Genomic DNA, 18,914 nt, shown 5'->3' with positions numbered 1-18,914 from the left:
TTCCGACAGCATATGCACAACAATGTTCCCGATAATCATCTACTCGCGAGGTGATTTTAGGACAATTAAACGTTACGGGCTCAACTGAGATTCAACTGATAGTATACTCTGTTATCTCCAGCTAGAATTTCCCTCCAACATAAAACGGTTTCAGGGCGAAACCGCCTAAAACGTACTAACGAACTGGAACTTTATGAGTACAAAAAAACCTGAGCGTGAATATTTTCTCGACTCCATTCGGGCCTGTTTGATGTTGTTAGGCGTGCCGTTTCACGTCTCCCTGATCTATTCGTCTCAGTCATGGGCCGTCAATAGCCACGATGCCTCACTGTGGCTCACTACGCTCAATGATTTTATTCATTCGTTTCGTATGCAGGTGTTCTTTGTTATCTCGGGCTACTTCTCTTATATGCTCTATCTGCGCTATCAGCCTCAGCGCTTTCTGAAAGTCCGCTTAGAGCGCGTCGGGATTCCGATGCTCACCGCGGTTCCGCTGATCACGCTGCCGCAGTTCTTTATGCTGAAAGCCTGGACTCCGAAGCTGTCGAACTGGAACAATTTATCGCTGTATGACAAGTACAATACGCTGATGTGGGAGTTGATCTCGCACCTGTGGTTTTTGCTGGTGCTGGTGCTGCTTACCACACTGGGCATGCTCACCTTCCGCTGGCTACGCGATCAGCAGCGCAATATTGACTACCAACGTGTCGGCTGGACAAAGCTGGCTCTGGGGCTGTTGTTGTGGGCCGTGCTCTGGGGAGCGGTACGGCGGGCGATTTTTTATGCCCACCCTTCCCTGTTGGGCGATGCGCTGTTTAACTTTGCCGTTATGCAGTGTCTGTTCTTCCTGCCGTTTTTTATGCTGGGTGCCCTCAGCTGGAAACATCAGGCGCTGAAAACGCTGTTTGTCCGGGCAAACCCGCTGCTGTACGTCGGGGCCGTCGTGATGCTGGTCGCCTACATTGCAAACCAACGGCTGAACAGTGGTGAAGGCTGGCTGTATGAAACCGACGCGCTGATCAGCAGCATGATGGGGCTTTGCATGCTGAACGTTTGTTACAGTCTGGGTCATAAATGGCTGAATTCTCACTCTCCTCAGATTATGTACCTGGTCAATGCCTCCCTGTTCATTTACCTGGTGCATCACCCTTTGACCCTGCTGTACGGAATTTTTATGACGCCGCATCTGCACAACAACACGTTTGGCTTTTTTCTGGGCCTCTTAATGGTGTTTAGTGCCTCCTTCATTTTGTATGAGTTGCACCTGCGCATTCCTCTGCTGCGCTTTCTGTTCTCCGGTAAACCGCAAAAGCGTTAAGGTAAAGGCGACCGTCCGGGTCGCCTTTTTATTACAGTAGCCACTCAATAGGCAGCCGCCAGACCAGCCGGACCTGCAGACGTTGCCACCAGCTACAGCCGGGCTCATGCTTATGCACAACCTGCTGCGCTTCGCCCGGATATTCCAGCCAGTTTACCCGGCCCCACTTATCCAGTTGCAATGTCCAGGCTCTGTCACGCATGGATTCACTAAAGCGCCGGTGGGTTTCCGTGGCCAGGGTTTCACTTTCGATCACCAGTCCCATCTCCGTGTTTAACACGGCGGAACGCGGATCAAAGTTAAACGAGCCAATAAACAGGATGGCTTCGTCTACCGAGAAGGTTTTCGCATGCAGGCTTGAACCAGAATTCCCGGTTAACCCGCGATCGTGCGGCGCATCGTTTACGCCCGCCTGCGGCTTTAACTCATACAGCGCGATGCCATGACGCAGGAGCTTTTTGCGCCACTTGGCATAACCGGCATGCACAACAGAAACGTCGTTCGCTGCCAGAGAGTTCGTCAGAATCGCAATTTTCACGCCTTTACGCTTTAGCGACAATAACTGCGCCACGCCCGCGCGGGTGGGAACAAAGTAGGCGGAAATGATATCAAACTGACGCTGGGGTGAACCGATAACCTCCAGCATGCGCTGGGGCAGAAGCGATTTGCGACGGGCTTTACCCAGCCCCTTGCGCGGATCGTCACTCAACAGCCGGGCTTTTGCCCAGACAAACGGTAAGCTGTCCTGCGTCAGTTGCTGAATCAGTGGCGAATGGCTCAGTCGCTTCAGATAGTGCTGAACGCCCTCGTTCTCACGCCATTCGGGAGGCAGAACGACTTCAGGATGTGCCGTCACGTCCTGTTCCAGCACATCGTCCAAAGGGGAAACCGGTTTACTGTGCCAGTAGCGTTCAAAATCCTCCGCCACTTCCTTGACCACGGTTCCAATTGCCAGCACGTCGAGATCGGCAAACAGCGGTTCGTTACCTGTCCCAAAGTATTCATCGCCAATGTTGCGCCCACCCACCACCGTGGTGATGCCATCGGCGGTAAAGCTTTTATTGTGCATACGACGATTGAGGCGTGCAAAATCAGTGAGGTAACCCAAGGCGCGCAACGTGCGAAAGGAAAAGGGGTTGAACAGTCTGACGGTAATATTTGGATGATGATTAAGCTGCGCCAGCGTATCGTCCAGCCCTGGCGTATTGTTATCATCGAGCAGGAGCCGGACTTTCACGCCGCGATTGGCTGCATCCAGCATGGCGCTGAACAGGAGCCGACCAGACATGTCGTTTTGCCAGATATAGTATTGAATATCCAGCGTCTTTGTCGCTTTTTCCATCAGCAGGTAACGGGCAGCAAAGGCATCCAGCCCGTCACTCAGCGGATGAATACCGCTTAGCCCCGGATGACGCTGCCCGGGCGGAACAAGCCGTTGCTCAAGCCAACTCTGGCTCGGTGCAGGCTGGGGAAGATTAAACGCTTCGGTCATGGAGAGTCCCTGAATCTTACGGTCATTTATTATTATTCCTTCGCGCGGCACGGGATGCCAGTCGCGGTTGCTCAGCTGCAAGACTGAAAGCAATGTTTTTTAGTCTAGACTTACTCCAACGATCTGTGACCGACATTTGTCCGGCAGGAGAGGAATATGCGCAACCAGCCTATCACTGACGATCACGTACACCATCAACCCCGTCTGTTTCAAAGCTTTTTTCAGGGCAGTTTTCCCTGCTCTACCGCCTGCCGCACGCCTGGTAAGCGCCTGGATATGGTGATCAGCAGTGGCCACGATATGTTGTTCAGAAAAGACTATGCCGCGCTGGTCGATTTGCACCTGTTGACCGCACGTGACGGTGCGCGCTGGCATCTGATTGAGAAAACGCCAGGCCAGTACGACTGGCGTAGCTTTTTACCCATGGTCGATGCGGCGCGGGATCAACAGTTGCAGGTCATCTGGGAGCTGGCCCATTTTGGCTATCCGGACCATCTCACTATCTGGAAAGCCAGCTTTGTCGATCATTTTGAACGTTATGCCCGTGCGATGGCGACATTGCTGCGCGATCGGGGAATCGAACAGCCCTTTTTTACCCCGATTAACCAAATATCGTTCTGGTCCTGGGCGGGTGCGGAGGTGGCCTGGTTTAATCCTCACGTCAGTCAGCGCGGAAAAGAGTTAAAACGGCAACTGGTCCGTGCCTCTCTGGCGGCGATACAGGCGATTCGCGACGTGATTCCCGCGGCGCGATTTGTCCTTACCGATCCGCTGGTACAGATTGCCCATCATCCTGATAACCCCGACAGTAAACCCGGGGCCGATGCCCAACATCAGGCTCAGTTTGAGGCCTGGGATATGCTGGCCGGTCGCCTTGATAAGGAACTGGGCGGGCGCGAAGAGTATCTGGATATTCTGGGTCTGAATTATTACCCCGATAACCACTGGTATTTTCCCGATCAGCCCATGGACAGAGACGATCCCGTACGGGCCCCACTCCACCTGTTACTGGCCCAGTACTGGCAACGCTATCAGCGCCCCATGTTAATCGCTGAGACGGGCGCAGAAGGCGAGGCACGGGCCCCCTGGCTGCAGGAAGTCAGTGAAAATGTTATGGTCGCGCTGGATCAGGGTATCGCGATGGAAGGGATTTCTCTGTACCCGGTGGTTGAGTATCCGGCCTGGGCCGATGACAGACGGTCGCCAGGCTCACTGTTAGGGCTGGCCGATCCGAACGGCAACCGAACGGTACACGAGAATCTGGCACTGGTACTACGAAGCCAGCAGATTAAATTCAGTCAGCGCGTTCAGCGTTGACCGGTGGGCGGTTTAGGATAGCAGGTTTGTGCATCGACATGGTCGACGGGCGTGGTAAGACGGCTGTCGTTAAACCATGTCATCAGAAACAGAAAGGTGACACCAATCAGGCAAGCCGTCAGCAGCCCAATAATCGCAATCAGTTTATCATCGCGCGATTCCATCCCTCACTCCTTTCAGGTCCGGTTGATAAACACTAGCTCATCCAAAGCGTGACGATCAGAACGAAAATTATAAGCGTTACCGACGTCACTGCAAGCACCACAATCGCGAAGTGCGCATCGGCAAGCGGCTGAGCCACGGGTTCCTCATGCTCTTCTGGTGGGTGGGGTAAGAACATGCTCTTCCTGGTCAAAACGGCATAATGGGGCGATAGTGCGCGACAGTGTAAAACAAACCCGTCGCGTTAGCCGTGATTTTACAAAACAGACCGCTGGCAAACTGATGGGCGACGATTACGGCCCCCTGGCGTCAGCCTGATGCCGTGCCCCACTCTGGTTTTCGCCCGACCAGCCCCCGCCGAGTGCACTGTATAACGCGATTTGGGCCTGCAACAGATTATTCTTTACCGTTACCAGATTTAGCTGCGTGGCAAACAGGGTGCGTTGCGCATCCAGTTCGTCCAGATAAGAAGCATAGCCATTTTGATAGCGATTCGTTGCAATACGCAGTGCCTCGGCGACAAACTGCTCTTGCTTCTGGAGCGCTTCACGCTGTGCTTCGCCCTGGCGAATGGCATCCAGCGCGTTATTGACTTCGGAGAACGCGTTTCTTACCACTTTCTCATAGGTGTAAAGTGCCTGATTGCGAGAAGCCATAGCGACATCGACCTGGGCAGTCAATGCTTCACGGTTCAGCAACGGTGCCAGAATACTGCCCCCTACGCTCCAGAGGCGGAACGGATCGTCCACCAGCTGATGCAAAACGGAACGCTGTAATGTGCCCGACGCTGTCAGATTAATTCCCGGCAGTAACTTCGCCTTTGACGCAGCCAGGCTGGCATCGGCGGCCAGCAGCTGGCGCTGCGCCTGGACGATATCCGGGCGACGATTCAGTAAGGCTGACGGCAAAATGCCCGGTATCGTCTGTGGCATCAGGACAGTAAAGTCGCGGTGACGGGCCACCTCCCGAGGGTTCATGCCGACTAAAATACTGAGCGCGTTTTCCTGCTGAGCAATCTGATGCTGTAACTGCGGCACCTGGGCTTGCGCGGACTGATACTCCGATGAGGCCTGCATCCACTCCAGCCGGGACGTATAACCTGTTTCAAACTGACGCTGCGCCAGTCGGAGCGAGTTACGCCGTATGGCCAGCGTCGCTTCGGTCACGCGCAGTTGTTCATCCAGCGCGCAGAGCGTCATATAACCCGATGCAACGGAACTGGCGATGGTCAGTTCTGCGGCCGACGCGGCCGCCTGCTGCGCCTCCAGCGTGGCGCGGGTGGCATCAATCGTATCGGCCCGTGCGCCCCACAAATCGACATTGTAACTGGCCTGAAGCTGCCCCTGAAAAACGGAGGTTTCATAAGGCTGCCCGGTCACAGCCGACAGGGCACGTTGACGCGTTGCCGCAACCCCGCCACTGAGCGTGGGAAAGTTATCGCCCTCAGCGCCACGCAGTTGCGCACGATATTGATCCACCCGCGAACGGGCTATCAAAATATCGGGATTATGCTGTAATGCCTGCTCCACCAGGCGGTTCAGATCCCGATCGCCAAACGCCTGCCACCAGGCCGCCTCTGGCGGCGCGGAAGGCCCAACCTGTTCGCGCCATTTTGACGGAATGGGTAACGAGGCCGGGGCTTTCTCAACCTGGGTGCTGCACCCTGCTAACAGGGCGGCCAGCATGCCTGCCACTAACCGAGCGCCCTTCATGGTGCGGTCTCACTGACTGGTGAGGCCGCCGTATCGATACTGACCTCGACTGACATGCCGGGCCGTAACTGTTGCTGCACCTCCGGCGCGACGTCAATGCGTACGGGAATACGCTGGGCGATTTTCACAAAGTTACCGGTCGCGTTATCCGGTGAGATAGCGCTGAATTCTGAGCCTGCCGCTGGCGAGATATCGGCAACGCGACCGTCGAAACGTTTACCATCCAGCGCATCGACACGAATCGTCACCGGCAACCCCACGCGGATATGCGCAAGCTGGGTTTCTTTATAGTTTGCGATGATCCACTTATGTGCAGGCACCACGGAGGTCAGGCGCGTCCCGGCCGTCACATAGGCGCCTTTACGCACCGATAACTGCCCTAACTGACCCGCATCGGGCGATATAATACGGGTGTTTGCCAGGTCGATTTCAGCCAGCTCCAGCGCCGCCTGCGCACTGGCAACGTCCGCCTCCAGCGACGCCCGGTTTACGATCACCGTTTGCAGATTTTGCTGAGCGACTGCAACCTGGGCTTCTGCCTGATGAAGCTGAGCCAGCCCCTGCGCGTTCGCTGCGCGTGCGGCATCCCGCTCACGCACGGAGAGCGAACCATCCGCGGCCAGATTCTCTACCCGCTTCAGATCCAGGCCACTTTTCACCGCCTGCGCTCTGGCGTTTTCCAGAGCGGCTTTGTTGCTCTGGATCGTGGCCTGCGCGCTGAGACGCTGCTGTTGGTTGTTGCTCAGAGCGGCCTGCTTCATGGCCAGTTGTGCCTGCGCCTGATGCACTCGCTGGCGATAAATACGATCGTCAATCGTCATCAGCACCTGACCTTTTTTGACCGGCTGCAGATCGGCCACGTTCACAGCAGTCAGATATCCGCTCACCTGCGGGCTGATAAAGGTGACCTGGCCGCGTACATAGGCGTTTTCCGTGCTCTGGACCGGACTGGTAAAAGGCCATAGCTGCCAGGCATACAGAATAACCAGCACACCAATGACCGCAATGCCGCTCCCCAGGGCGATGGAGAGAATACGACGGCGATTGGCCCGATCGCGTTCTGCTGCCTGAAGTTCATCCTGCTGACTCATACTTACTCCGTTCGTTCTTGTGCGGCGGCGAGCTGACGCTGCTCTGCCAGATGAAATTTGGCCTGTCGCCAGTCAAGGTAGCGTCGACGTGTTAAACGCCATAACACCCACATCAGCGTAACCAGCGCCAGAGTTGCGGTCAGCAGATAGGTGTCGTTGTAGGCCAGGACGTTCGCCTGCAGGGTGGCGACGGACTGAAGCTGGCTGGTGCTTTGGGCACTCAATAATACGCTATCGCCAATCTGGCTGCTAAAGAGCCCACCATATTGCGTAAGCCGATCGCTGACGTTGGGATCCAGTAACGATAATTGATCGCCGAGCAGGCTGGAGTGATATTTTTCACGCCAGACCTGAAAGGTTCCCAGAATCGCGGATCCGATTAAACCGCCCAGGTTTTGGCTCATGCCGAACAGGACCACGAAACTGACCAGATTTTTAGGCTGCGTGACGACGCTGCCAATCCCCATCAGCATGGCCGGCGCCATGAAAAAGGCACTGCCGAACCCCAGCAGAAACTGACTCAGGTACATATTGTTCGCGCGCGTGACCGGGCTGGATTGCGCATCCATCAGTGAGGCGATAATCATGACGACCAGCGATGCGACGATCGGCCAGTTAAGATGGGTAGGCTTGATCGTCAGCGCGCTGGCGGCAATGCCCGCCACCACACCGGCCATGATGGCAAGCGCCAGGCCGTGCATTTGATCATTCTGTAATCCAATCTGCTGCAGGAAGCCGACTGCCCCCGTATTCTGCTCTGCCAGTACGATGCGAATCATGATCATCACAATGCCTAAACGCACGATCATTCCACTGCTGAGCCAGCGCGTGTTAATGAGTGGATTGCGGCGATTGTGCTCAATCACAAAGGCACTGACGATCAGCACCAGCGCCAGGGCTGAACAGATCCCCAGCCAGGGCGTACTGAACCACCACTCAATACGGCCCAGCGACAGCACGCCACACAGCAACGCCATGCCCGGAGCCAGCAGGATAAACGTCAGGAAATCCATCTTTTCAAAAGCTTTAATACGATCGCCCGGCGGCAGCTTAACCACCAGCACCGCTCCTAATGCAATCAGCGCTAAGCCCAGCTCAAACAGATACAGCCCTCGCCACTCGTCCAGTTGTAGCAACTCACTGGAGAACAGGCGCGCCAGCGGAATAGCGAGCTGTGAGGCGGTGAGACCAATGACCAGCGCTTTTAAGCGATGCCTGGCAGGCCAGGCCTGAACCTGGTAATAAATGCCCAGCGAGCTTAGCGCCGCACCGACCATGCCATGGGCCGTGCGCACGATAATCGCTGAACTCAGATCGTTGGCAAACAGATGGAAAAAGGCGACCAGGACGTACAGCACCAAAAACGCTTCGGTAAATACGCGTAAACCAAACTGCTGGCGAAATTTTACCAACAGCAGGTTGATGGAGATGTTCCCCATCACATACACCGCGGGCAGCCAGGCAATTTCGTTGGAATAAGCCGCGAAGGTGCCTTGCAGATTGGTCAGATTAGCCGTAACCAGCGCATTACTTAACGCGCCGGTCAGCGAGATCAGCAACCCTATCAGCCCAAAGGCAACACGCTTGGGTGGGGAATGGATTGGCGTCGAAGGCGAGCCCGGCAGCATGGGTTTTTCATGAGGCAACCATTCACGCGCAGCGTAGGGATTGCGCCGGGCCATACTTACATACTTCCCATTCGGGTCAGCAGCGTTTGTAAAACGCGCTCTACCAGGGCGATTTCCTGAGGATCAATATCCGCCAGCAGTTGCGTGCGCAGCGCATCGGCCTGCGTCTTTACTTTTGCGAACGCTTCATTGCCCTTCTCGGTCAGCACCAGATGACGCTTGCGGCGATCTTCGGCGGGCTGGACCCGGGATAACAGGTCCTGTTTCACCAGGCGATCCACCAACGGCACCATACTCGCATCTTCCAGGCCCATTAACTGCGCCAGTTCGGTTTGCGTGAGGCGTTGAGGTTCACTGGCGATAAGCCCTATCGCCATCCAGCTACTGGTGCTCAGACCGCTGTCTTTAAGATGGCGGTCAACGGCCAGGCGCCAGGCATGGGCGGTCAGGTGCAGCAGGTGGGTAAAGGTACGGTTAGATGACATTTATAAGTAGCTGCCTAATGATTAGAGTTCTAATTAATTGATTAAGTTATTATACGCAAAGCAAAATGCGAAAGAAAAGCATCTGTACTGTTAAATACTGGATAACAACGTCAAAATGTCCAGTCATGATCCTGCTGTCAACACCTCGGGGAGGACAAAAGCGTGAACACCTCCACCCATAACTGGGTCGATCTGCGCCGCGACGCGCGTAGCGGCATCGAAGCGATACGGGCGCATTTTACCGGACATGCTTACGATCCTCACTGGCATGACAGTTACTTAATTGGCGTGACGGAGCAAGGCGTGCAGCAGTTCCACTCCCGTCAGAAACGTCATCGGAGCCGACCGGGCACGGTCTTTATGTTGGAACCTGAAGAGCTTCACGATGGCGATGCCATTGATGCACAGGGCTTTACCTACCGCATGCTCTATCTGTCACCTCATCATCTGCACCAGCAGTTTGCACCTGGCTGTCTGGACAGTGCGCCCGGCAGTGAACTGCGTTTTGCCACCACGCTTCAGGATGAGAAATGGCTCTCCTGGGCGGTCTGGCACGCCTTCGACGCGCTCTGGCACAATCACCCGCAGTTAATCAAAGATGCGGCGCTGGAGCGGCTATTCCGCCATCTTCGTCACTTGCCTGTCTGGCGCAATACGCGGCCGGATGTGGCACCGACACTGGCCCATCAGGCACGAGACTGGCTTATTGCTTACCACGTCGATAACCCCGGCATTGCCCAGATGGCACAGGCGCTGAACGTGGATCGTTTTCGGCTTTCCCGCCTGTTCCAGCAGCAGTGGGGCCTGCCGCCCCACGCCTGGTTGGTACAGTGGCGGCTCAGTCAGGCACGCCGACGGCTGGCTATGGGCCATTTACCCGCTGAGGTGGCTGCCGATCTTGGCTTTGCAGACCAGAGTCATCTGGGGCGCTGGTTTAAACGCGCCTGCCAGCTGACGCCTGCACGTTACCAGCAACTGTGCACAAATCTTCCAGACGCTGATCACTAGCCTTGCCACAATGGCATTTTGTGTCAGGAGAAGATAATGAGCGACTTACGATGTGTCATGATTTTGAACAGTGCGTTACCGGCCGGCAAAGCCACCAATGCTGCCGCCGTTATCGCTCTGACGCTGGGACAACGTCATCCCAGTCTGGTCGGTGAAGACCTGGAAGATGCGACAACGCAGCGCTATCCGGGGCTCATCCCCGTTGGCATTCCTGTCCTGGGGGCCGATAGTGCGCAACTCAGCACCGTGTGGCGTCAGAGTGAACAGACAGACTGTGACATTGTGGTCTTTCCCGAGCAGGGTCAGTCAACCACCGACTACCAGGCCTTCAGTGACACGATGAAGACGCTGCCCGCCCCGGAATGGCGCCTGCTTGGGATGGCGATAGTGGGCGACAAAAAAGCGGTTCGCAAACTCACTGCAAAACTCAACCTGTTTAGTTAACCCTCCCGGGAAAGCACGCTGCTTTCCCGTCGGCCTGGCCCGCTTGTACACATTTCCTGTACAGGAAAGCGACAAACAAAATTCTTAACATCCTAATTGTTAAGGATTAGCATTTTATGCTTAATAATCTACTTGTACAAATAAACTTTAATTGTATAACTTTACATACAACGAGTTGTGATCACGACTCTGCAACGAATGATGCATCTGCGTCGCCTCTGAAGGTGTAATGGATTTCCACCCTCAGAGGTTTCTTTTTTGATTTTGATGACCTGCTTGTTGAGTTTGGCGCCATTGTATTTTTATGCGATGGCTTTTAGGTCTGTTTGTCGCGCACTCTACCGGGTAGCCGACTTTTTCAAAGGCTGACACATGCAAAACACACTGCCCCAAACGGATAAAGAGATCGCGGATTACTTCACCGCTGCGGCGACTAAACCCGACAGCGATATGGAGATTCTTGGTCTCGTTGTCGCGGAAATCTTACAGTCAGGTATGGCCGTCAATAATAAAGCCATTATTTCGAAACTAATTCATCGCCTCGAGCTGGAGCGCGACGAAGTCTCACTGGACGTTTATCGTCATCTGCTTGAGATGGTGGTGTATAAAACGCCAGACGACCTGACGGTATAATCCTTTCTCCATGGATGGAGTCATTTCGCTTTTTCTGGCTTCTTCTCTGAGCTGTCGGTAACATTCGCCCTTCACCAAATCCTGTCTTCCTTGCCTTTCGCGCAAGCTTAAAATAAAAGAGCCTGTTTACACTATGAATCAACAACATGATGTCGCCACAACAGCCGTTGTGGAAAACGATGTCAGTGTCGGCCGCGTCTTACGCTCGCCTGCACTGCTGACGCGAGAATGCCTGGCCGGCGTGATCACGGCGCTGGCGCTTATTCCGGAAGTGATCTCGTTTTCGGTTATCGCCGGTGTCGATCCGAAGGTCAGCCTGGTGGCCTCTGTCGTACTCTGCCTGACGCTGTCTTTGCTTGGCGGCCGCCCTGCCATGGTAACCGCCGCAGCGGGTTCGGTTGCGCTGGTGATTGGGCCTATGGTCCATGCGCATGGCGTGGCCTATATTCTTCCTGCCGTTGTAATGGCCGGGATCATTCAGATTCTGTTCGGCGTGACAGGTATGTCACGTGCGATGCGTTATATTCCCCGTTCGGTCATGATCGGCTTTGTGAATGCGCTTGGCGTTTTAATTTTCTTTGCTCAGGTCCCGCATGTCTGGGGTCAATCGCCGCTGGTGTGGGCACTCTTCGCCGTGACGCTGGCCATCGTGCTGCTCCTGCCCCGCGTGCTGAAAAGTGTGCCCTCTCCCTTAGTGGCCATCGTGGCCGTGACCGCCGTGGCGCTGGCGATGGGCTATCGCGTCCCGACGGTGGGTGATGAAGGCCCCATGAGCGCAGGTCTGCCAGACTTTACGGCACTGACCGTTCCGCTCAACTGGCAGACCTTATCCATCGTCTGGCCCACCGCGCTGAGCGTGGCGTTTGTAGGACTAATGGAATCGCTACTGACCGCCAAGCTGGTGGATGACCTTACAGATACGCCGTCCAGCAAACGTCGCGAATCCTGGGGGCTGGGTATAGGTAATATTTTGGCCGGTTTTTACGGCGGTATCGCCGGATGCGCTATGATCGGACAGACCATTGTCAACGTGGAACTGGGTAAAGCACGTAGCCGGGTTTCAACGGTTGCCGCCGCCCTCGTGCTGTTACTGCTGGTGACGGGCCTGAGCCACATCATGGCGCAGATCCCGATGGTGGTGCTGGCCGGCATCATGATGATTGTCGCCGTCAAGACGGTCAACTGGCACAGTTTGCAGCCCGCGACGCTGAAACGGATGCCCTGGTCAGAAACGCTGGTCATGCTGTTAACGGTAGGTATTACCGTGTTAACCAGTAACCTGGCGCTGGGGGTGCTTGCGGGTGTAGTGGTGGCAATGATGTTGTTTGCCCGGCGCGTCGCGCATGTGATTCATGCGGAAAGAACGTTGAGTGAGGACGGACAGTCTGTGCGCTACGATGTTCGCGGACCGCTGTTTTTTGCCAGCAGCAACGATTTGTTTGAGCACTTCGATTACGCACATGACCCTAAATCTGTCACCATTGATTTAACGCACGCACAGATATGGGATGCCTCCACCGTCGCTGCACTGGATGGTATCGAATACCGTTATCAGCGTCATGGTGCCAGCGTCACCATTGAAGGGCTGGATATGCGCAGCAGCGATTTTCATCGCCGCCTGAGCGGTAATCTGAGCTGAGACACTGGCCTGCTGCGGCACGCAGCAGGCCCCTCTTACGCCTGCTGTCGCCGTGCCCGATAGCGCGCGACCATCGTTATTAATGCCTGGTATAACAGGCCAGCATAAAGACTCATCAAAACCGCCAGGCCAATTTCTTTGCCCTGCGCCTGCCATGACATAAACCACATGAAGACGCCCCATAACACTGAAAAAATCAGCCAGCCGCGGACGAATTTCAAAATGCCATTCATAAACGCCACTCCTCTTTTGTGATGCGCTACTTTAGCTGGCGTTGAAACAAAAAACCGGATTAAACGCGCGAGATGAGAAGTATCTCAAAAAACGGATAGAGGGCGGAATCGCTTCGCTTTTCTGCTTTACCCCCGTTATGTTTAGTAACAGCTAACTACAATTAGCTTACTGTTAATTTCACAAGGGAAATAGCATGAATCGTCGTCTGACTTTTTTCGCTGCTGTTGTCGCTGCCTCAACATTGACCGCGTGCGCACCGCCGCCACCGGGCCCCGGCTGTGCGCCACCCCCACCGCCACACGATCATCGCCCGCCGCCGCCTCCGCCACCACCACCGGGTCAGGCACTGGCCCCACCACCGGCAGGCACCGTTGCACCACCGCCGCCTGCAACCGGGCAGCAACCGCCACCACCGCCCGCCCGCACCTGGTGATCTCCTGAAATCGCCTCACCTTTCATTTAGCCTGCCTGAGTCGTTCATATATCAGGCAGGCTGAATGCGTTTAGCTGTCCGTGATACAGGGGTAAAGGACTACTGAGGTTTTTGTGGATGTTGATCGATGCGCTTTACGTGTACCAGTTCTGCCAGGGTGATTGCCGGGCGAAGTAATAACTGAAGGCTCCCCACGACAAATAACCATGTTCCACCTGTCATCAGCGAGTCGAAGAAAAACAGGATGCTGCCCGTCAGGAACCATACTGCGATAAAGAGATCGTTGAGCGCGCCAAGAGCGCGGTAACGTCGAGCGATGATGATATGATCTGAACCCACAGTGATTTCTGCTTTGTTTCCCGGCACGGCTTGCCCTTCTCTGAATAATGAAATGACTGCAGACAAGATTAGTACACAGAGAAGAAAGGTAACCTGCTGGCCTCAGCCTGTCCGCCACAGTAACCCCGCCGCGGGGGAAAAAAGTCGTATCCGACCGTAAGAACATATCGTTTAACGCCTGCCAAAACATCTCCACGCCATTTTTATGTTGATTGTCAGGGAACACACTGCCATTGCTCAAACGACGGATAAGCGCTTAACGGCCCCATTAAGTCTTAGGGACACCTGCTCTGAATCTGACTCTGCCGCTTCTGCCAGCACGATCAATCTCGCAAAACCGAATAGCGACACGCTGTAAAAGTCAGTCAACGGGATAAGAACAGAGCACGTTGCCCGCCTTCCGCACCGAAGGCTGTCGGCAATATAAAAGGTTTATTTTTTACAGCGGCTAAAGCCTGCCGCGGGATTGCCGATAGTAAGAAAGTAATTGTTAGAACCTTACATTAATAGCCAATTTTGCTATGCCCACATCCGAGTGGGCTTTTTTATGCCTGCAACATACACATCGTGCCTTTTGCTGATCAAAAGTTATTCACTTGTATCTAAAAACCCCATTCGCTGTATGCTTGCCGGGTCAGCGCATGCTGACAACTGGATTTTCCCTTGTAACGATTTCTGCCTGTGTAACGCAGGCTTTTTTAATGAACGGATTGAACCGCTTAAAATCCGCAGCCTTCTCAATCTGCCCCCTTTTCCTCGCGTTTATTTTGGCCCTGAATGTATTGATCAAAGGTAATCCATTCCGTTTTGATTGAGAAACGGCAATGATGCGTGACAGGATTGCCCGTAGCCAAAGGCGAAAATACCAGATAATGCCGTCTGTCACCGTCATGTCTGTCAAAACGGGATAGAGAGCATAGTCAAAACTGTTACTGGTTTTGCTACTGTCACCCACATTCAGGACGAGCGTTTTCGGTAATCGATATCATGCTGCCTGTACCCGTAAAGCCTCTCTTTCTCAGTCTACCGGGCTTGTTTCCACTCATCGTGCAGACGCATCTTGATGCCCTTGCTGGATTGCCAGACGTGGCATGTTATAAAAAACAGCTTCAGGTCAGCACAGGAGGAGACAAACGGCAAAGGGAGAAAGGGGTTTAACAAGAGCCTGAGACCAGAATCAGAAATGACATAGCAGGAAGGGCTTATAAAAACAAAAAACCGCCCAAAGAGGCGGCTTAAACGACATTGCTACGACTTGATTTTATGGATGTTTCAATATGGTGCCCGGGGCGGGACTTGAACCCGCACGACCTTACGATCGAGGGATTTTAAATCCCTTGTGTCTACCGATTTCACCACCCGGGCGAGGTATAACTGGAGGCGCGTCCCGGAGTCGAACCGAGGTACACGGATTTGCAATCCGCTGCATAGCCACTCTGCCAACGCGCCTAAAACCGATTTGCCGCCAGGATTGCCTGGCCTGCGAATTTGGAGCGGGAAACGAGACTCGAACTCGCGACCCCGACCTTGGCAAGGTCGTGCTCTACCAACTGAGCTATTCCCGCATCATCTTACCATTCAGATAACTCGCTGCTGAAGGGTCAGACTTTACTACACTTTATCGAACTTACTGATTTTTCTTAGCTTCTGCAGCTGTGCTGCCGTTCGATGCGATGCATTCTACTGAGATGACGCGGTGAGTCAATAAAATTATCCCCACATTGCGTCCGTTTGCTGCTTTTTGAATCGCATCGATCACGGTTCGAGCAAATCGCCTCTGGCAGCGCTTAAATACTGGAACATGGACCAGAACGTCAGCACCGCAGCAATGTACAGCGCGACCACGCCAACACCGACCACCATACTGTCCGGACGCCACAGCAGAGCAAAAAGCGAAAACATCTGCGCGGTGGTTTTCACTTTACCGATCCAGGAAACCGCAACGCTGCTCCGTTTACCTATCTCTGCCATCCACTCACGCAGGGCTGAAATAATAATTTCACGGGCGATCATCGTGGCAGCGGGCAGCGTGATCCACCAGGCATGGAAATATTCCGCAACCAGTACCAAAGCAATGGCCACCATCACCTTATCCGCCACCGGATCGAGAAACGCACCAAAGCGGGTTGTCTGCTTCCAGCGGCGAGCCAGGAAGCCATCGAACCAGTCGGTCACGGCGGCAACAACGAAAATCAACGCGGTAACAAAGGGCGCCCAGTGAAAAGGCAGATAGAAAGCCAGCACAAAGAACGGAATAAGAACGACGCGAAACAGGGTAAGACAGGTCGGAATGTTAAATTGCATATGCTGGTAACTGTCTGGATTGGGTGGTGTTTAACGTATGTTCCTACATTGCCCCCCCTGTTTCAATGCTAGTGTTTCAACGAGTAGTAGATTTTTTCCGCCAGCGCATGCGATATACCGGGCACATTGGCGATCTCCTCGACCGACGCATTCATCAACGGTTGCAGGCCGCCCATGTACTTGAGCAACTGCTGTCGCCGTTTTGGTCCCACGCCCTCGATACTTTCCAGTGCGCTGGTGTTTTTGACTTTGGCCCGTTTTTTACGGTGCCCTGAAATTGCATGATTGTGAGCGTCATCACGAATATGCTGAATGACATGAAGCGCTGGCGCATCGGGTGACAGAGAAACGCCCTCGCCTTCTGGCTCGAAAAATAAGGTTTCCAGACCGGCTTTACGATCGGTGCCCTTTGCAACGCCCAGCAAAATGGGGCGGGATTTATCCCAGGGCACGTCCAGCTCTGCAAACACCTGTTTTGCCTGTGCCAGCTGACCTTTGCCTCCATCTATCAGGATCACATCGGGAATTTTTTCTTCTTCAATCGCTTTGCCATAACGGCGGCGTAGCACCTGGTTCATGGCCGCATAGTCATCGCCGGGTGTGATGCCGGTGATGTTATAACGACGGTAGTCAGCACGAAGCGGGCCGTTTTGATCAAACACGACGCAGGAAGCGATGGTTTGTTCACCCATAGTATGACTGATGTCAAAACACTCCATGCGGCCAATCTTCTCCAGTTTGAGAAATTCGGCCAACGCGGTGAGGCGCTGATGAATCGTGGAATGCTGCGACAGACGCGTTTTTAATGCCGAACCGGCATTGGTCCGAGCCAGCTTGAGGTAACGCGCGCGATCGCCGCGGGGTTTACTTTGAATGTTTACCCGTCGACCGGCTAATTCTGTCAATGAGTCTGCTAGCAACTCACGTTCGGGCAAAGTGAAATCGAGTAAAATCTCGCTGGGCAAGGTGCGCATTTCGCTGCCCTGCAAATAGAACTGTCCGACGAAGGTCTGGACGACTTCAGCCAGGTCCGTATCCGCAGGCACTTTGGGAAAATAGCTTCGGCTTCCCAGTACTTTCCCCTGGCGGATAAACAGAACGTGCAAACATGCCATTCCGGCGTCATAGGCAACGCCAATCACATCCAGATCGTCGCCCTGATTAGAGACAAACTGCTTCTCGGTAATGCGTCTGACGGCCTGAATCTGATCGCGCAGCCGGGCCGCGTCTTCGAAGCGCAGTGACTGACTGGCTTCTTCCATGCGCGTCACCAGCAGATTCAGCACCTGATCGTCTTTGCCCGCTAAAAACAGTCTGACGTAATCTGTCTGCTGGGCGTATTCCTCCTCACTGACCAACCCTGCCACGCAAGGGCCAAGACAGCGGCCAATCTGGTACTGCAAACAGGGGCGCGTGCGGTTGCGGTAAACGCTGTTTTCACATTGCCGTATCGGAAAGACCTTTTGCAGCAACGCCAGCGTTTCTCTTACCGCATAACCATTAGGAAACGGACCGAAATACTCCCCTTTGGCGTGCTTAGCGCCCCGGTGCATTGCCAGACGCGGGTGTGTGTCGCCACTCAGAAAAATGTAGGGGTAGGATTTATCGTCACGCAACAGAACGTTATAGCGCGGTTGATAAAGCTTGATGTAATTATGCTCAAGCAACAACGCTTCGGTTTCAGTGTGGGTTACGGTGACATCAATGTGATGGATGTTACTTACCAGCGCTTCGGTTTTTCGGCTACCCACCTGGGTGCGAAAGTAGCTTGTCAGTCGCTTTTTCAGATCTTTCGCTTTGCCGACATAGATAACCGTTCCGGACACATCGTACATCCGGTAAACACCTGGCTCGCTGGTGACCGTACTGAGAAAATTTTTGGGATTAAAGAGGTCACTCACTACTGATTAATGGCTCCGCATTGAACAGGCCATGTCTGATGGCCAGATGCGTTAACTCTACGTCGCCACTGATATTCAGCTTACTGAACATTCTGTAGCGGTAGCTGTTAACGGTTTTAGGACTGAGATTCAGCTGCTCGGAAATTTCCGTCACCTTTTGTCCTTTGGTGATCATCAGCATAATCTGCAATTCCCTTTCCGACAAACAGCTGAAGGGAGATTCGGCTTTTTGCGGCTCAATCTGGCTTAACGCCATTTGCTGAGCAATGTCCGAGGCAATGTAGCGTTGGCCGGCCTTAACCGAACGAATCGCGTTCACCACTTCCTGCGGCGCGGCACCTTTACTCAGATAACCTGCCGCACCGGCCTGCATCACTTTGGCAGGCAGCGGGTTTTCAGTGTGAATCGTCAGCATAATAATTTTGATATCCGGGTTGTAGCGCACAATTTTGCGCGTGGCTTCCAGCCCACCGATACCCGGCATATTCATGTCCATTAAGATGACGTCAACCTGATTAGCCCGACACCACTTAACTGCATCTTCGCCACAACACGCTTCGCCAGCGATCACCAGACCTTTGATATCTTCAAGAATACGGCGGATGCCGGCACGTACCAGCTCATGGTCATCGACAAGAAGGACAGTGATCAACGCGAAGCACTCCGCAGCTAATAAAGAGGTAGCATTTAACGATTGCAAGCGGCAATCATACCTGTTTTTGCATTAAAAGCACAGATACAAAGTGGCAGGTCAGATCGCGTCAGTGTTTTATC

The 18,914-nt window shown here is 54.0% G+C and carries 19 protein-coding genes and 3 tRNA genes; 6 read left to right on the top strand and 16 right to left on the bottom strand.

The genetic code is table 11. From position 1 onward, the window contains the following. Window positions 1–193: 193 nt before the first annotated feature. Window positions 194–1,318 (top strand): glucans biosynthesis protein MdoC, encoded by a 1,125-nt coding sequence (gene mdoC, locus C7434_RS03085; protein WP_133745126.1) that lies wholly within the window; start codon window positions 194–196, stop codon window positions 1,316–1,318. Window positions 1,319–1,349: 31 nt separating this feature from the next. Here mdoC and C7434_RS03080 read toward each other — a convergent pair whose 3' ends face one another. Then, window positions 1,350–2,810 carry a phospholipase D family protein gene (locus tag C7434_RS03080; protein ID WP_133745125.1) on the bottom strand — a complete coding sequence of 487 codons (1,461 nt, stop codon included), beginning with the start codon at window positions 2,808–2,810 and terminating at the stop codon, window positions 1,350–1,352. Window positions 2,811–2,966: 156 nt separating this feature from the next. Between C7434_RS03080 and C7434_RS03075 the strand changes: the two genes are divergently transcribed. Beyond that, on the top strand, window positions 2,967–4,127 hold the full coding sequence (locus C7434_RS03075; RefSeq protein WP_033737580.1) for a beta-glucosidase: 1,161 nt from the start codon (window positions 2,967–2,969) through the stop codon (window positions 4,125–4,127). Here C7434_RS03075 and C7434_RS21905 read toward each other — a convergent pair. The 6 genes from C7434_RS21905 to C7434_RS03055 all read right to left on the bottom strand — a co-directional run bounded on the left by C7434_RS21905 (window position 4,118) and on the right by C7434_RS03055 (window position 9,205). After that, entirely contained in the window at window positions 4,118–4,291 is a 174-nt protein-coding gene (locus C7434_RS21905) for a hypothetical protein (RefSeq protein WP_006118789.1), read from the bottom strand. The genes C7434_RS03075 and C7434_RS21905 overlap by 10 nt on opposite strands. Window positions 4,292–4,323: 32 nt before the next feature. Then, complete coding sequence (locus C7434_RS21900; RefSeq protein WP_006118788.1) at window positions 4,324–4,467, bottom strand: hypothetical protein; 144 nt, start codon at window positions 4,465–4,467, stop codon at window positions 4,324–4,326. 115 nt (window positions 4,468–4,582) lie between these two features. Next, window positions 4,583–6,001 carry an efflux transporter outer membrane subunit gene (locus tag C7434_RS03070; protein ID WP_133745124.1) on the bottom strand — a complete coding sequence of 473 codons (1,419 nt, stop codon included), beginning with the start codon at window positions 5,999–6,001 and terminating at the stop codon, window positions 4,583–4,585. After that, window positions 5,998–7,092, bottom strand: coding sequence for an HlyD family secretion protein (locus C7434_RS03065; protein WP_033737581.1), 1,095 nt, complete (start codon window positions 7,090–7,092; stop codon window positions 5,998–6,000). The genes C7434_RS03070 and C7434_RS03065 overlap by 4 nt, the downstream gene beginning before the upstream one ends. Window positions 7,093–7,094: 2 nt before the next feature. After that, window positions 7,095–8,774 carry an MFS transporter gene (locus tag C7434_RS03060; protein ID WP_033737582.1) on the bottom strand — a complete coding sequence of 560 codons (1,680 nt, stop codon included), beginning with the start codon at window positions 8,772–8,774 and terminating at the stop codon, window positions 7,095–7,097. A gap of 2 nt (window positions 8,775–8,776) precedes the next feature. After that, window positions 8,777–9,205 (bottom strand): MarR family transcriptional regulator, encoded by a 429-nt coding sequence (locus C7434_RS03055; RefSeq protein ID WP_033737583.1) that lies wholly within the window; start codon window positions 9,203–9,205, stop codon window positions 8,777–8,779. Between the two features lie 162 nt (window positions 9,206–9,367). Between C7434_RS03055 and C7434_RS03050 the strand changes: the two genes are divergently transcribed. From C7434_RS03050 to C7434_RS03035, 4 genes are all read left to right on the top strand, one after another. Beyond that, window positions 9,368–10,213, top strand: coding sequence for an AraC family transcriptional regulator (locus tag C7434_RS03050; protein WP_033737584.1), 846 nt, complete (start codon window positions 9,368–9,370; stop codon window positions 10,211–10,213). A 36-nt stretch (window positions 10,214–10,249) separates the two neighbouring features. Then, a complete protein-coding gene (locus C7434_RS03045; RefSeq protein WP_033737585.1) occupies window positions 10,250–10,657 on the top strand; it encodes a DUF2000 domain-containing protein in 408 nt (135 codons plus the stop codon). 372 nt (window positions 10,658–11,029) lie between these two features. Next, window positions 11,030–11,290 carry a biofilm/acid-resistance regulator YmgB/AriR gene (locus C7434_RS03040; RefSeq protein WP_033737586.1) on the top strand — a complete coding sequence of 87 codons (261 nt, stop codon included), beginning with the start codon at window positions 11,030–11,032 and terminating at the stop codon, window positions 11,288–11,290. 133 nt (window positions 11,291–11,423) lie between these two features. Beyond that, window positions 11,424–12,929 carry a SulP family inorganic anion transporter gene (locus C7434_RS03035; protein WP_033737587.1) on the top strand — a complete coding sequence of 502 codons (1,506 nt, stop codon included), beginning with the start codon at window positions 11,424–11,426 and terminating at the stop codon, window positions 12,927–12,929. A gap of 35 nt (window positions 12,930–12,964) precedes the next feature. Here the strand turns inward: C7434_RS03035 and C7434_RS03030 are convergent, their stop codons facing one another. The 9 genes from C7434_RS03030 to uvrY form a co-directional block, all read right to left on the bottom strand. After that, window positions 12,965–13,162 carry a DUF6404 family protein gene (locus tag C7434_RS03030; RefSeq protein ID WP_006118780.1) on the bottom strand — a complete coding sequence of 66 codons (198 nt, stop codon included), beginning with the start codon at window positions 13,160–13,162 and terminating at the stop codon, window positions 12,965–12,967. A 141-nt stretch (window positions 13,163–13,303) separates the two neighbouring features. Next, the gene (locus C7434_RS21895; protein WP_166649043.1) at window positions 13,304–13,615 is read right to left on the bottom strand and encodes a hypothetical protein; all 312 of its coding nucleotides are present in this window, start codon (window positions 13,613–13,615) and stop codon (window positions 13,304–13,306) included. A gap of 80 nt (window positions 13,616–13,695) precedes the next feature. Continuing rightward, window positions 13,696–14,001, bottom strand: coding sequence for a YrhK family protein (locus C7434_RS03020; RefSeq protein WP_191091122.1), 306 nt, complete (start codon window positions 13,999–14,001; stop codon window positions 13,696–13,698). A gap of 1,212 nt (window positions 14,002–15,213) precedes the next feature. Next, window positions 15,214–15,300: transfer RNA gene (locus C7434_RS03015), tRNA-Leu, on the bottom strand. A gap of 10 nt (window positions 15,301–15,310) precedes the next feature. Then, window positions 15,311–15,384: transfer RNA gene (locus C7434_RS03010), tRNA-Cys, on the bottom strand. 40 nt (window positions 15,385–15,424) lie between these two features. Beyond that, a tRNA-Gly gene (locus tag C7434_RS03005) sits at window positions 15,425–15,500 on the bottom strand. Between the two features lie 190 nt (window positions 15,501–15,690). Beyond that, entirely contained in the window at window positions 15,691–16,239 is a 549-nt protein-coding gene (gene pgsA / locus C7434_RS03000; protein ID WP_006118776.1) for a CDP-diacylglycerol--glycerol-3-phosphate 3-phosphatidyltransferase, read from the bottom strand. A 68-nt stretch (window positions 16,240–16,307) separates the two neighbouring features. After that, on the bottom strand, window positions 16,308–18,140 hold the full coding sequence (gene uvrC, locus C7434_RS02995) for an excinuclease ABC subunit UvrC (RefSeq protein ID WP_058707584.1): 1,833 nt from the start codon (window positions 18,138–18,140) through the stop codon (window positions 16,308–16,310). Beyond that, on the bottom strand, window positions 18,133–18,792 hold the full coding sequence (uvrY, locus tag C7434_RS02990) for a UvrY/SirA/GacA family response regulator transcription factor (protein WP_006118774.1): 660 nt from the start codon (window positions 18,790–18,792) through the stop codon (window positions 18,133–18,135). Before uvrY ends, uvrC begins: the two co-directional genes overlap by 8 nt. Window positions 18,793–18,914 lie beyond the last annotated feature (122 nt).

Source organism: Pantoea sp. PNA 14-12, from assembly GCF_004364735.1.
Classification (GTDB): Bacteria; Pseudomonadota; Gammaproteobacteria; order Enterobacterales; family Enterobacteriaceae; genus Pantoea; species Pantoea stewartii.
This window is presented reverse-complemented; position numbering and strand designations above follow the sequence as displayed.